19 protein-coding genes are annotated in these 13829 nt (G+C 41.2%); 9 read left to right on the top strand and 10 right to left on the bottom strand.

Annotated features, from left to right (window positions below):
- Entirely contained in the window at positions 1–1284 is a 1284-nt protein-coding gene (locus AC5SXE_RS04750) for a flippase (RefSeq protein ID WP_493916784.1), read from the bottom strand.
- Between the two features lie 34 nt (positions 1285–1318).
- Complete coding sequence (locus AC5SXE_RS04745; RefSeq protein WP_493916783.1) at positions 1319–1858, bottom strand: winged helix-turn-helix domain-containing protein; 540 nt, start codon at positions 1856–1858, stop codon at positions 1319–1321.
- Positions 1859–2349: 491 nt separating this feature from the next.
- Here AC5SXE_RS04745 and AC5SXE_RS04740 point away from each other — a divergent pair, with 491 nt between their 5' ends.
- From AC5SXE_RS04740 to AC5SXE_RS04710, 7 genes are all read left to right on the top strand, one after another.
- Positions 2350–2628, top strand: a complete 279-nt coding sequence (locus tag AC5SXE_RS04740; RefSeq protein ID WP_332635791.1) for a helix-turn-helix domain-containing protein — start codon at positions 2350–2352, stop codon at positions 2626–2628.
- Between the two features lie 113 nt (positions 2629–2741).
- A complete protein-coding gene (locus tag AC5SXE_RS04735; protein ID WP_332635790.1) occupies positions 2742–3731 on the top strand; it encodes a helix-turn-helix domain-containing protein in 990 nt (329 codons plus the stop codon).
- Between the two features lie 2 nt (positions 3732–3733).
- Complete coding sequence (locus tag AC5SXE_RS04730; protein ID WP_493916782.1) at positions 3734–4249, top strand: DUF6475 domain-containing protein; 516 nt, start codon at positions 3734–3736, stop codon at positions 4247–4249.
- Between the two features lie 188 nt (positions 4250–4437).
- Positions 4438–4653 (top strand): DUF1659 domain-containing protein, encoded by a 216-nt coding sequence (locus AC5SXE_RS04725; protein ID WP_303884104.1) that lies wholly within the window; start codon positions 4438–4440, stop codon positions 4651–4653.
- An 83-nt stretch (positions 4654–4736) separates the two neighbouring features.
- The gene (locus AC5SXE_RS04720) at positions 4737–4949 is read left to right on the top strand and encodes a DUF2922 domain-containing protein (protein WP_303884105.1); all 213 of its coding nucleotides are present in this window, start codon (positions 4737–4739) and stop codon (positions 4947–4949) included.
- Positions 4950–5094: 145 nt separating this feature from the next.
- Positions 5095–5247, top strand: coding sequence for a YvrJ family protein (locus AC5SXE_RS04715; RefSeq protein ID WP_332635788.1), 153 nt, complete (start codon positions 5095–5097; stop codon positions 5245–5247).
- Between the two features lie 77 nt (positions 5248–5324).
- Positions 5325–5861, top strand: coding sequence for a glycoside hydrolase family 108 protein (locus AC5SXE_RS04710; RefSeq protein ID WP_493916781.1), 537 nt, complete (start codon positions 5325–5327; stop codon positions 5859–5861).
- Between the two features lie 593 nt (positions 5862–6454).
- Here AC5SXE_RS04710 and AC5SXE_RS04705 read toward each other — a convergent pair.
- From AC5SXE_RS04705 to AC5SXE_RS04690, 4 genes are all read right to left on the bottom strand, one after another.
- Positions 6455–7600, bottom strand: coding sequence for a hypothetical protein (locus AC5SXE_RS04705; protein WP_493916780.1), 1146 nt, complete (start codon positions 7598–7600; stop codon positions 6455–6457).
- Positions 7601–8198: 598 nt separating this feature from the next.
- On the bottom strand, positions 8199–8420 hold the full coding sequence (locus tag AC5SXE_RS04700; protein ID WP_493916779.1) for a DUF4351 domain-containing protein: 222 nt from the start codon (positions 8418–8420) through the stop codon (positions 8199–8201).
- A gap of 173 nt (positions 8421–8593) precedes the next feature.
- Complete coding sequence (locus tag AC5SXE_RS04695) at positions 8594–9100, bottom strand: hypothetical protein (RefSeq protein ID WP_493916778.1); 507 nt, start codon at positions 9098–9100, stop codon at positions 8594–8596.
- A gap of 46 nt (positions 9101–9146) precedes the next feature.
- Positions 9147–9389, bottom strand: coding sequence for a type II toxin-antitoxin system RelE/ParE family toxin (locus AC5SXE_RS04690; RefSeq protein WP_493916777.1), 243 nt, complete (start codon positions 9387–9389; stop codon positions 9147–9149).
- On the opposite strand from AC5SXE_RS04690, the gene AC5SXE_RS04685 reads away from it, so the two are divergent.
- A complete protein-coding gene (locus AC5SXE_RS04685) occupies positions 9360–9539 on the top strand; it encodes a hypothetical protein (protein WP_493917304.1) in 180 nt (59 codons plus the stop codon). The genes AC5SXE_RS04690 and AC5SXE_RS04685 overlap by 30 nt on opposite strands.
- A gap of 310 nt (positions 9540–9849) precedes the next feature.
- Positions 9850–10107 (top strand): AbrB/MazE/SpoVT family DNA-binding domain-containing protein, encoded by a 258-nt coding sequence (locus AC5SXE_RS04680; RefSeq protein WP_493916776.1) that lies wholly within the window; start codon positions 9850–9852, stop codon positions 10105–10107.
- 30 nt (positions 10108–10137) lie between these two features.
- On the opposite strand, the gene AC5SXE_RS04675 is transcribed toward AC5SXE_RS04680, so the two are convergent.
- From AC5SXE_RS04675 to AC5SXE_RS04660, 4 genes are all read right to left on the bottom strand, one after another.
- Positions 10138–10419, bottom strand: coding sequence for a HepT-like ribonuclease domain-containing protein (locus AC5SXE_RS04675; RefSeq protein ID WP_493916775.1), 282 nt, complete (start codon positions 10417–10419; stop codon positions 10138–10140).
- Positions 10420–10473: 54 nt separating this feature from the next.
- Entirely contained in the window at positions 10474–10956 is a 483-nt protein-coding gene (locus AC5SXE_RS04670; protein ID WP_493916774.1) for a type II toxin-antitoxin system RelB/DinJ family antitoxin, read from the bottom strand.
- A 186-nt stretch (positions 10957–11142) separates the two neighbouring features.
- On the bottom strand, positions 11143–12279 hold the full coding sequence (locus AC5SXE_RS04665; protein ID WP_493916773.1) for an AAA family ATPase: 1137 nt from the start codon (positions 12277–12279) through the stop codon (positions 11143–11145).
- 410 nt (positions 12280–12689) lie between these two features.
- Entirely contained in the window at positions 12690–13766 is a 1077-nt protein-coding gene (locus tag AC5SXE_RS04660; protein ID WP_493916772.1) for a lipid II:glycine glycyltransferase FemX, read from the bottom strand.
- Between the last annotated feature and the right edge of the window lie 63 nt (positions 13767–13829).

The raw sequence follows: 13829 nt of genomic DNA, 5'->3' as shown, positions 1-13829 counted from the left end.
CTATTTTTTCACCCCCACAACAAAATATCTTAATGTTAAAATTAATACGATAAAGCTTATTGCAATTAAACTAATAACTGTACCAATAAATGAAAAGAAATAAGTCATTAAAAATGTAAGAATAAAACCTCCTATTCCCATTAGGACATGGATTCTTGAATAAAGGCTGTCTTCTCCCGATACTAACAAAAAATGAACTCTAAATGCGTTCGCATTAATAAAAAATATAGCAAATAAAAGTAGCCTAAAAGCTAAAATAACTTCAGGATAGGGCTCGCCAGCGATAAGTTTGATAATCAACGGAGCTAAAAAATAAATGATAGGAAGTCCGATTAAATATATTATAGTAGTGAAATTCTGAAATCTGTTCATTAAACTTCTAGCACGTTCTTTGCTTTCTGGGTAAATATTACTTAATCTAGGATACAGAGATTGAACTAAAGAAGCTAATGGGAATGTTTGGACTACATTCATAAGCTTTTCGGCAATTGCATAATAACCGGTAATTGTATTATCTGTAAATAACCCTACTGCAAACAAGCGAGAAGAAGTATACCCTGATATTGCCACTTGAGAGATAAATATATACCACCCTTCTTTCAGCTGATACTTTATGTCTGCCATAGACGGCAGTTTAAAATTAACATTAAAATCTTTAAAAACTATCGACAATGCCAAAACTCCCGCAACCAAAGAGCCTATAAAATTGAAGAATGGAACATAAATATAGTCAGAAGCTTGACGAATAAAAACAAATATTGCTACAGTAAAAATAAGTCTGGCAGTTATATTTAAATACGTAATATATTTCATTCTCTCCATACCTTGGAAAAACCACACAGGAAACAAAACCTGCCCTACAACCATCCCAAAAGTTAAATAATAAATAAGCCAATCCTGCCTGAACTTCCAAAATGAAAACACAAGAATGCTCATGATAACAAATGACAAAACAAGAAGGCCCAATTTTATGATCATTACGGAGCTAAATATCTCAGAAACCTTTTGTGCGTTGTTCCTGTGTATCGAGATTTCTCTGGTAGCTGAAAGGTTAAAACCGTAGTCAGTAAGAATGTTAAAATACTGAATAAAAGCTTGGGCAAAAGCGATCAAGCCGTATCTTTCAGGTCCAAGGACCCTAACCAAATAGGGCAAGGTAATTAATGGCAATACGTAATTTGCACCCTGCAAGACCGACAGGGACATGAAATTTGACAGCAAACGTCTTTTGTCTTCTGTGTTGGTTAATCTTTTTATCTTATCCAGCATATTTATGTTTTCCAACGTCCAGCTCCCCTTGAATTTCCACCCTACACCCTCACTCACCCTTACTGCTCCACAGCTCTATCGCCTCTTCAAGCTTAAGCGTAGCCTTAAACCTTTCAAGCTCGTCTTCGCTTAAAGACAGGTAGCGTATTTTTCGGTGAAGCATGGGCTCGACCTTGTCTATTAAATTTTGCAGGTAAGCTTTGTCAACTTTGCCTACTAAGACTAGGTCAATTATACCCGAATCCATCCCCCTTGCGTAGTCGCCCACGATGTAGGCCGAATGTATGTCGCCAAGCTTTGACAATACTTGGGGGATCAGCTGGTCAATCCCTGTGAATTTACGTACCATGCTGTGTATCTCAGGAAAGAGGGGGTGGTTGGTGTTTGCCCGATAAACTTTTGTCCTGCCCTCGTCGAAGGAATTTAAAAGCCCTGCCTCAGTGAGCCTGTTTAGCTCTACCCGCACGGAATTGGTCGATTCGCCGAATTCGTCGGCAAGCTCCCTGAGATACGACCTGCTTTCGGGGTTTAAGAAAAACTTTAGTAAAAGCTTAATCCTCGTTTGGGAAGTGATCAGAGAGTCTAGCATTATTTTCAAAAAACCACCTGCTTTAAAAATTTGTTCCCGCTAAATGCCGGCCAAACAGCCGGGAAAATAAAAAACTTACCGCTAACATATGTCATTCATGAGTAAAAATACTACTCAAAAAGCGTTTCGTCAAGTACAAATTTGACTCAAAGTATGACCAAGAAAATATTTTAATGACGTGACGTCAAATTTACCAACAAAAAAACTGGCACGAAAAGGCTTTTTAAGTTTAAATGCCTTAGCGGGCTTGTTTTAAAGGACAAATAAAAAGTTTAAGTAGCGATTCAAATGCCTGACTTTTATTTGTCTTTATGCCTATGTATTAACACGATCTTTTATCTCTCTAATGCTATGTTATTCCTGGAAGGAATTATATATCGAATATTTTAATTTGGGGTTGCTTTATTTTTCAACCTGTGGTAGTCTTCTTTTTGTGCGAATGAAAGTGTTTTAACAACGCTTTAATATATAAAAGGAAGGGGGTGTTTGCCATGCACTACGAGTTTTTGAGTAAAGTTGTAGGCTATCTGTTAAGGCAAAAGCGAATGGAGCTCAACTACACTCAAAACGACGTCTGCAAAGCCGCATCCATTTCACAGGGGCAGCTGTCACGAATCGAAAACGGCGCAAGAATTCCCTCGCTTTTGCTATTTATTAGACTGTGCAAAATTCTTGGCTGTGATTTGAGCATCAAAGAAATCGAAAAGCATTTATTGGATTTGAGGCTCTTGGAGAAAGAGGAAAAAGAAGACAAAAAGAAAGACACTTAAAAACCTGCCGGGGAGGCCCGGCAAATTAAGGCATAGTAGCGTGAGACCGCCTCACGCTACTTTTTTTGCCGACACGTCACAAATTAAAAACTACATTTTGGAGGCGAGATTCGATGAAAACTTATTCCTTCGTAAAGGTTCATACATGCGTAATAACGGACGAAAAGCTCGACGTGTACGAAAAGATGACTTACGTTGCTTTGTGCAAATTCGCGGACGGCGATGGAAAGTGCTTTCCCCGTTTAAAACTACTTTCTGCCATCGTCGGGTGTTCTCGCACAAGGCTGCGCCAATCCCTTAAAAAACTTGCGGAATTAAAATACATCACAATTACTGCCAGAAAACATAACGACAAGCAAAGAAGCAATATTTACACCTTGTGTCCACGTGAAGACCTCACCGGGGTCACCACACGACCCGATGCGGGTCACCAGATGACCCAACCCGGGTCATCAGACGGCCCCATAACTATATCCAATATAACTAGATCCAAAGAAGAAGAACCAGGGGAACTTAAGGGGTGTGCGAAAAACACTCCGGCTCTTGAAGGTCAGTTTTCCTACATACCGGACTTGATACCGGAAGTAAAAAAACAACCCCCCTCCTCTTTTTCTTTTAAAACTTATAAAAAACCCGAAAAAACAAAAACGCCCGAGGCCGCAAAGGCCAACACAAAGACTTTTGAAGGCACACGGTATGGCGTCTTTAAAGACCCTCCCTACGACGAAATACTTGCCTCTTTTAAGCGGTATTTCCCAAACTTGAAGGAGCCTTCTCTGGATGACAGCATTCGCACGTGGATGAGGTTTTTATGTTTGGCTCGCAATGAGCTTTATTTGCTCGAAGGATGGGAAAGGTATTTTAAGGCCATCAAGGATTCGCCCTTTTTGATGGGCGATAACGCTGCGGGCTGGGTTTTTGACTTTAGGTGGCTGCTTAATCCGCATAACATGGACCAGGTCAAAGATGGGTTCTTTAAAAAGGGAGGGCTTGTATACGATATCTTCAACTCAAAGGTTAAAGCCGATGACCTGCCCGAAGAGACGCGCAGTTACGTGCTGGGCCTGCTTGGTGCCATGAAGAAGCGAAAGGAGGCGGCATAAAGATGGGACCTGAAGATTTTGGAAAGTTTGCGGAAACGTTGTCGCATGTGGCTAAGCTTTACGGTGTTAGATTAACTGACGAAAAGGTGTCGCTTTTTTTCGATGCCTGCAGGTCTTTGTCGCCTGAACAATTTGCCGTGGGCATAAAGCGGCACGTGAAGAGGGGCAAATTTTTCCCAAGCCCTTCGGAGTTGTTTGAGGCACTTTTCGGCACAGAAGAAGACCAGGCAATGCTTGCTTGGTGTGACGTTTTAAGGGCCGTGAGAGCTTGTGGTTCGGGAGGGCCTGTTCGATTTTGTGACCTGCGCATACACTTCGTCATCGAAAGCATGGGAGGCTGGGTCCACGTCGCTTCGGCAATAGAAAAGGGCGAAAAGTGGGTCATGAAGGACTTCAAGGATTGGTACGTCTTTGCGCTGAAAAAAGGCGTTGACGAAGATGGCGTAAAGCCATACCTGCTGGGAGACAGGGGGCTTCCCTACGGGGCAAGACAAGAGGATTTATCGAGGCTGATTTAGGAAATCCCTGCCTGTGACGGAGAAGGGCTTTATAGATTATGTGTTGTCGAGAGGTCTTCTGGCACAGCGTCGCCCGTGTAGTTTTCGTGTTTTGACTTTATCGTTAATATTCCTTTAGCTATGCGTATTGCGAAAAGGGCAGCTCTGTTTTATAGTGGATCCATCACGAAAAGAAAGGAGGAAAAAGAATGGCAGCTTATCAACCAATAGCAAGTCGCGTCACCCTGAGGCTTCAGGTCGGGGCGGACGAATGGGGCAAGCCAAAGCTAAAGAGCAAGTCTATCGCAGGCGTGGATTACTCAGCCGATGCAGCCGACGTCATGGCAGTAGCACAGGCGATAGCTAGCCTGCTTCCCTACGCACTGGTGGAAGCACAAAAGATCAACACTGACCGGGTTGCATAAAGTTTAGCAACCACGAGGAAAAAGACTATTTTGCGTAAAGACCGCTTCAATGCGGCGCTAATTTAAAAAAGGAGGTGAATTGTATGGAGCCAAAAGCCACAAGAAGGTTGAAGATGACCTTTGAGACCGAGGACGGACCCTGGACGTTATCGATATCTGACGTCAAGGAAGGTTTGCTTCCCGATGAAGTCGAGTCGGTCATGCAGACTATCTTGGATAACAACATATTCGGCATCCCACCAATTGCGATCGTAAAGGCCGAATTGGTAGAAACCGATACCACGCAGTTGGTGTAGATATAGATTAAGCGAGGGCCGCGCGTCGGCCTTCGCACTTTGAAGACGAGATTTAGTAAGCCGCAGACCGGCCCTGGACGATTCGATCGATCATGCGGCGACTGTGTTCGCGGCGGACCACGAGCGATTAAAAGGAGGTGAAACCTTGGAGGAATTTATAACGTCAACGCTTCAAACCGGGTTTTCCATTGCGGTCGCGGCTTATCTTTTGATCCGTATGGAAAAACGGTTGGACGAGCTGTCCCTGGCGATAAACAACCTCGAAAAGGGAGTGGCAAAGTACTTCGGAGACGCGTAATTGTAAATTTTCATATAAGCACCCAAGGCGGTGCATGTATATAAATAAATCTTCGGACAAGCGAGAAAGGAGAATCGATGAGAGAAAGCGTGGCAAATTATATCTTAGAAGTTGAAGGAGGTTTTGCAGACAACCCGAAAGACCCCGGAGGCAGGACGAATTACGGAATCACGGCAAATACACTTGCAGGCGTGCGAGGCCGGCTCAAAGGCCTCGCCCTGCCCGAAGACGTAAAAGACCTGACGAAAGAACAGGCATTGGCGATTTACGAGCATTTTTACTGGAAGCCCGCGGGGTGCGACGACATCCCAAGGCCGATTGATTTGGTGGTATTTGACGGATGCGTCAACTGCGGAGTCAGGCAGGGCGTAAAATTTTTGCAGCAGGCGCTGAACCTGCTTGGCGAAAAATTGGCAGTTGACGGGATATTCGGCCCAAAGACGAAGGCAGCGGTTTGGAACCACGCCTTCCCGAAAAGCAAAGTGCCAAGCACCATTCTTTGGTGCCGCGCCATGTTTTACAACGACATCGTAAAAAGAAAACCGGACCAGCGGGTATTTTTGCATGGCTGGTTAAACCGCCTTGCCCGACTTTGGACCTGCGTTATGACATAACATATATATAATGAAGAAATTTTGGGGTCAGATCTTGGATCTTGAATTTTAACTTAATATGTTAATATATAAACCCTCTTTAAGGTTTCAAAAAAGCCACCGGAGTCGGCGCCTGTTACGGGCGGGCTCGGTGGCTTTAAGAGATCTTGAACAGCAGGATATTTTACAGCGTTATCGAAAGCATGTTTTATTCGGTTTGACTACTTTCAGAGAACTTAGCGGCCACATCTACCGGGTTGGTACAAGCAAGCCCACAAGCTCATTTTGTTTCCGCTATTTCGCTGCCTGTTTGCAAGTGATAAACTATTTGCAGTTATTTATCCTTCTCGCAAAGCTGATTTAACAAGCGAATGTTAAAACACATCTATAAATTCATATTGCAGCGTAAAATTCAAAACTCAAGACCTCGTATATTAAAACTGACCCCAATATTTTGCTTATCTCTTATTATTCATATACAATTGTCATTAGAAATTTCAGCCCCTTAACCTCTAGCCGGTACGTCGAGATGAATGGTTGTTATACCCTCCTGCGGGGTGCCCGTTAAAACTTGTCTTGCTCATAAAGGCTTGGTCTTGCTACTTTAACGAATATTAGAGCAATTGTTCCGAAATCGATTTAAATTCTCGTTCAAGATTTTCATTGTCAAAAACTATAATTTCAGGAACCTGAAGGTTTATGAGAATTTCAAGGTCTTTCTTACTGTCTTTTATCATGCCTAGCAAATCAGAAGCAACGCTTATTGTTCTATATGTATTGAAAGCAACATCATAGGCTGACTCAAACTTCATTTGAAGTTCTTTAACCTGTTTACATTGTTTTTTGAGATATTCACGATATTGTTGTATTACTTTTAGATGTGTATTAAGCGATTGGATGTTACTTTCTAAAGATTTCTTTTGATTAGCAGATAGATTTTTAGATGAATTGAGTTGCTCTTGAGCATTGGAAAGAAGTTCCTTAGATTGATTATATATATCTTCCAATTTAGGGAAATAAGTAGAATTTACTTTATCGATAAAACCTGCTTCCATAAAAACACATGTTTTTAGTAATAGTGCATAGATACCATAGTATTTCTTTTGAGCTTCGATATCATTCTGGTTTTCTTCCATAAGTTTAACTAATTTATCTGTAATAATCTTAATATTGTTAAAAGATCCATACATGACAGCTAAATCGTACCCAGTAACGGTATTTAATAAACCTTGTATCTCATTATAAGATACGTTTATACCGTAACTGTCTAATACTTCTATTAAATTATCAGTTTGTACCTCAATATTGTGTTTGATTTCCTCAATTTCATTATTTAGCTTTTGAATCTTTTCGTCATATTCTTGTCTTGTTGTAACAAACAACCCGCCCTCATCTGGAGCAACAACTCTTTTTTGTTGATATTCTCTTATCTCTTTTTCTTTATCTTCTTTCTTTGCTCGAAGTTTAATTATATTATCTCTAATTTCTTTGGCCTCTGAAGAAGATATTATTTCCAATACGTCTGAGATAATATTATTAAACTTTTTAATATTATCTTCTTTATCTTTAGCAAGAACTTTTTTATCGGGCAAATCTTTCATCTCATCTAATAACATTAATGCCCTTTCAAGCTTATCCATAGCTTTATTCCATATATTAGCGATTGTCTTATCGCTATCAAATGAAAAAACACAGGTAGGCAAGGACAGTGCTATGGCTAACATCAATGATACGTATAAGGCACGTCCTGATCTTCTCATTATATTACCCCCCTCAATACAAAATAACGAGCGTCCCATCGCAGTACATCAAATTGAATGATAATAAGGCTATATTTTATTCAATCATATTATACTGATATCAAGTGGCCAAGTATAGTAAGGGAAGCGCAAACTGCCTTTGTGCGCGAAACGCACCGGATCAAAAGATAAATACCATCTCATCGCAGTTATAAAAGAGATTAACTGCATCATCGGGTTATCCAAACATACTGGCACTAACAAATGGATTTTTGGGGTTGGATCTTGAATCTTGAAATATAATTTAGTAATCTAACACACGATATCTCAGGATGCGTTGATCTCAAGGATAAGATAAATTTTTGGCTAGCTGATACCGATGGATTTATATAAAAAGACGGAGGCGGCATTTTGAGGTCGGATCAATTCCTGTTACAGAACAACCGACCATGAGCCACACCTCCGTCTGCTATTATTTTAACCTAATTATCCGGAACTGTCACCCTATCATTAAATGTTAATATTTTATTTAATCAAATGACTTTTGTTGCCAAAATCAGCGCCTATTGCGGGCAGCTTCAGTGGGGGCGCTTCTAGAAATTTAAAGGCAACGGCACGGTTACACATCAGTAGACCTTAATATTTTAAATACCTCGTCTTTGGACGTAGCGTCAAACACGGCTTCGGCTGTGGCATCAAGCTTGGATTCGTCGGTGACGGAGCGGATCATCTTTTCGTCAGAAGATGACAGGCCAAATTTTCGGCGCAACAGTCTTATAAGCACATCTTGTTTGCCTTGTTGTTTACCTTGTTTTATCAGCTTCTCTGCCAGAGATGGCATAATTTCTTCACCTCCAAGTTCTTTTACTATCCGTTGCATGGTGTTTTGGTCTACGTCGAGAGTGTAAGACCGGCAGTAGATTCGACAGAGCCCTATTGTGTTCGCACCTTCAATATTGAATATTGGTACTCTAAAGAACCAATTTTTTGTATTTTAAAACATTAGCTTAAAATTCAAGATTCAAGATCCGACCCTCGAGGTTCTCGGATCTTGGGTATGAAGCTAATTGTGGGGAGAATGCACGTTCCCCATGGGCCGCGGCTAGAAACATAGGCAAGCATTTCTCTTGCGCTGGAATAGAGGATGCTTGCTCCGGTTACAGCCAAAGATTTCAATAAAATTTCTTTATCCTCCGGCATTTCTGCTGTCCATTTAAATGAACCAAATACCACTATTTCGTATTCATAGAGAAGCTTCGTTTCTTCTGACGATCTCTCGGATTTGATTTCAAGCGAAACAGAACATTCTCTAAAATCATCACCGCATTGAGGAATCGCCTTTACGGTCTTCAGCTTCGGAACTCTGGCATCTTTTGGATTTTCATGAGGAATTGCTTCATAGTGGATAATGGGGAAAAACAGGCTCTTTAGCTTTAGCGGTGCATTATAAGCCTTAAGGTTGATAAAGCAAATCAGACCCCTTCGCTTTTTTGTAGGCTGGATGTTGCTGCGCCTCTTCAAAAATCTTTTTGAACCTGCTTCCTACTCTTGCCATATCTATCACCCTTCAATCTTTAAAACTGATAGTGTTTTCTTTCTTGGCCCTGATATAATTATCCCGGTGCTTTTTTGCTTTCCCGATTTCTTTGCGTGGCGTCTTGTCCTTTTCCTTTATGAAATAGTGAGTGCAAATTATTCGGCGACCAGCATCGAAAAAATACAATAACCTGTATTTTCCAGATGATATTTGCCAGATGCCTTCATCGATCGGGGGGAAATCGTGGAAGAGAAAACAAAAGAATTGCGACAAGAAGAAAAGAACACATTGTTAACCTTCTTAAAGCTAACCAAGGAAGGGAAATACGCAGAAATAGATGAGAGCTCGTTCCCCTATCGTAGGATTGAGATCCGAAGAGAAGAATTTTATGATGAGGATGTATATTACTATAGCACTAGATAGGCAATGAATAATAAGACTAGATTGAGTGTTTGAACCCCTTATGTTGTAGATATTCTCTGTTGTTTTTTTCGATGCGAGTCAGTAATCATAAAGGCCTAGGACATTAAAGATACATCCTGGGCCTTATTTTTGTGCCATCTCGTCTCGACTAATCATTTCCTTTAAAAATACTTGGCAGAAGTAATCACACGGTTATTCCACAATTTTCTTTGCAAAAGCCATCGATATTTTTGCTCAGTTTGCATATACTTTCAATGTTTCAATGTAAGGAAAGCAAGGAATGCATTGACCGAGAAAGGAGTAATAACAAATGGAACTTGCAAAGGTAACCTCGAAGGGGCAAATTACTCTTCCAGTTAATATCCGTCGCAAATTGGGCGTCAAGGAGGGTGACAAGATTTTATTTATCGAGGAAGCAGGAAAGGTATACATCCTCAACGCTTCAATGGAGGCTTTAAAGAAAGCACAAGCCGCCTTTGCCGAAGAAGCGGAACGTGTTGGACTGAAGGACGAGGATGACATAGTCGCCATGATAAAGCAACTTCAACAAGAAAGAACGGCAAAGTAATATGTATTTCAAAGATGCTCGACCATTTATCTAAAATATATCGTTGTCATGCTCTGCTTTTAAAATGTGCTCTAGCTGTACCTTTAAGTCAGGGAGTTCCTGTCTTACAATACCCCAGATAATTTCTAGATCAATATTGAAATATCCGTGTACGATCCTGTTTCTGAGACCGATTATTCCCCGCCAAGGAACTTGTTTGTGGCGAGCTTTTATGTCATCGGGGATATGTTGTGCGGCTTCGCCTATCGTCTCAAGGTTTTTTATGACTGCGTCAATCGTCTTTTCGTCCTCTTTAAAAAGCGCAAAATCCATGCCCTCGACGTGTTAATATCTTCGATCAAAAGCTTCCGGTCTTTCCTGTCTTTCTTAGATATAGCAAATATCTTCCATAACGTACTTTTTCCTGTTTGGCTTTATGCCGTCAGGGGTTGTAAGGTCAACGCGCACGCCAAGGATGTCTTCCAAGAAATCGGCAAGGCCGAAAAATGCAAGACCGACGGGCTCGCTGAATTCTACCATGATATCGATGTCGCTTTCTTCAGTTTGCTGTTCGCGGGCATAGGAACCGAAAATTGCAATTCTTTTTACCTTGTACTTTTCTTCAAGTACCTTTCTGTGGCTATTGATTATGCTTTTTATCTCTTCAAGGGTTTTTATTTTTGTTCTTTCCTCTTTGGCGTTGGGTACTTTAAGATCAAAGGGAAAACGCCCCTCTTCGGCCACTCGGACCAAAAGCATACGTACGGCATCGGAGACAGTAAGTCCCATCTTATCCAAGACATGCGCGGCCTTTTCCTTTGTCTTGCTGTCAATGCGCACCCTGACCATTGAATCGCACGTTCGTGCCATTGTCTTCACCTACTTCGTAAACACATTATAGCTACGAATAGATGTATTGTCATGAGGCAAATTGGAGCCACATCTTTAAATTAAATTTTAAATTTTAGAGTACAGAGTCGATACTTTTGAAGCGTGCAACTAAAAATTCAAGATTCAAGATCAGACCCTCGAAACCGTCGGAATAGGCCCTCGGAACTACATTTGCCTGAGCCAGCGCTTGAAGAAAACGTCAGTAAATTGATAGCCTCCGTCCGTCTTTTCCAAAACCTCTTCCTCCAAAAGGCGGGTAATTGCCCTCTGGACGCTTGAGGCCGAACCGAGGTTGTGTTTTCGCAAGAAGGCACTAGAAAAGGGTCGCACCTGAGGACTATCTTCTTTGGCCAGGGCCACGAGGAGTTGGCGAGATTTAAGCGGCAGCATATCCCATATGTCGTGGAAGGCATGGGCCTCCCTCATGAAGACCTCCTGAACCGCCAGGTAAATATCTTCCTTTGCGATGGCCTTTTCTTGGCGTTTGCGGTCCCAAAGGATGTGACATAAAAGCTGTGTGTAATAAGGATGATCATCGGCTACATGCAAAATCTCTCTTATAGCATCCGGATCTGTCTGATAGCCCGTCTCCTCGAAGTGCCTTTGTATGAACTCCGCAAATTCGTCTTTGGGGATCTTTCCCAGCGGGAAGTGCCTCCCGAATCTATAAAAGGGGCGATTTTTATTCCGGAAGAGCTCTTGCATAAGATGACGCTTGCTTCCCATGAAGATATAAGAAACGCTTTCATGCATTTGAAAGTGAGTCCTCATCTGACGCTCTATCTGGCCCTTTACATCCCAGCCCGTGATCTCCTGAAACTCATCGAAAACCACCACGGCCTTTTTGCCCGTTTGCAGGCTCATGGTCGCTACAGCCTCAAACAAGTCATCAAATAAAGGCCCCTTATCTGCGCGAGGATCAAATTCAAACTCAACCTCGAGGTCGACCTTTTCTCCCTTCATCACCACTTTTGGCACCAATCTTGGAAGCAGGTCCCTGATTTTTTTGAGCATGGTTTGAATTCTGCCGCCCTGAAGGCGCGCTACCTCCCTGGCGTAAGCGGCTATAAACGTTTCCTGTGATGTTACTTTAAATAAATCTATATAACAGGTAAGCAAGCCATCGACTTTGACGCGGTCTAAGACCTCGAGGATCAAAGAAGTCTTCCCGTAGCGTCTCGGAGAAAAGACGATCACGTTCTGGCTTGACGCTATATCATTTTTGAGTTCGGCAATCTCCGCCTCTCTGTCGGCAAAATACTTGCCGCGAACCACTTTTCCGTACACGAAGGGATTTTCCATGATTTACTTTCCACCCTTCATCGCTTTTTACGCATTCGTCGTTACGCTATGTGCGTTACGCCGTATGCGTAATTATTATATGCCAATGAAGATCGCGTAACAAGTGAGAAAATTTAGGGAATGTAAAATATGAGGAATATATCCGGCTAAAATTCTTAAGATCGATTAAATATCGATTTGTTAAGTCATTGACAAAATACAAACATCGGTACTATATCTTGGGTTTCAGTATATATTCAAGAACCCCTTTGTTGCTTTTGAAGGAGTTCAACGAAAAAATTCAAGATTAAAGATCCGACCCTCGAGTGTTTAATTCCTTTGCCCCCATGTGAGTATCTGCTTTAGTATTTAGACTTTTTACTCTAGAAGTATTTACTCTACAACTTCTCGCAACCTCAATTAAGACTAAACTAAGCACGATATTGAGGAAAGAATTCTTCATCGGTAATGCCTGCATTAGTCTTCGAATTCTTTAATTTAAGTCGGACCAGTTTTTGATAGATATCATGAAGATGAATGTATCTATAGGTATAAAATGGGGATCGCTTTTCAGAAAAACCCGACTTAAAGGTAAATAGGTTATCTTTTGGATGGATACCGCCCCCTAAATGGAAATACTTTATACCTTTTTGTTGCGCCCACTTAGCAACTTCGTAAATCAGAAGATGATTGCTACATAAACGAAGAGAGTCGCTATTGGATCCAGAAAAATGGTAATGAATAAACTCTCCGCAATGTAAAAAAATTGATGCAGTTGCTACTTTTGCTTCATGTAATGCTACAAATAAAGAAGAATGCTCTCTCAGCAATTCTAGTGTATCTTTGAAGAAGCTCAAAGGAAAGAAATAAAAAGGCGAAGCTTGCTGCCTTTTCATGGTCTCTGTGTATAGATCGTAAAATTGATTTATGTAATTCTGGCTTTGGTCACGAATGACTTCGACTTTAAAACGAAGGGCTTTTTTTATGCTGCTTTTATGTCCTTTTCGAATACCCTTCCAAAGATTACCTTCATCTTGTTTCAAATCAATGAAAACTGTCTCATGATGAAAAACTTTGTTTGATTTTGGCATAACTTGGTGATTGCCCAGCAAAGGATGAAGTCGCGCAAATTCACTGACAATATGGTGATCGCAGCAATATGAGTGGAAACTTTTCAAAAAATCTTTGATAAGTCGATGTAGGGAAGATTCATTAGCAGACAAATAAATTGGCCCTCCATAACCATAAGGGGTTGTAATGTCATAACACTCATCAAAATCTTGAAATGTATGTATATCATTGATGCGACGCAACAAAAAAGAATATAACACCATGCCATCATCCGATTGATATACAAAACAACGAGAAGTTCCGTCACATTTTCGCTCATAAATTCCAGCATACTGCGGCAAAAAATACACGTCAGCACAAGGAATTTCTTTCAATAAGTGTTCCCACCGTTCAATGTCTTGTGGATCAGATCCGCTTAGCACTTCTATTTTACTCATAGTATCACCACACATTTAAAATTAGACCCTGGAAAGAGATCTATGTCGGCAAAAAGCCATCTT

This window comes from Acetomicrobium sp., assembly GCF_059026225.1.
The sequence above is the reverse complement of the archived record's forward strand: the minus strand, read 5'-3'. Positions and strand labels throughout refer to the sequence as shown.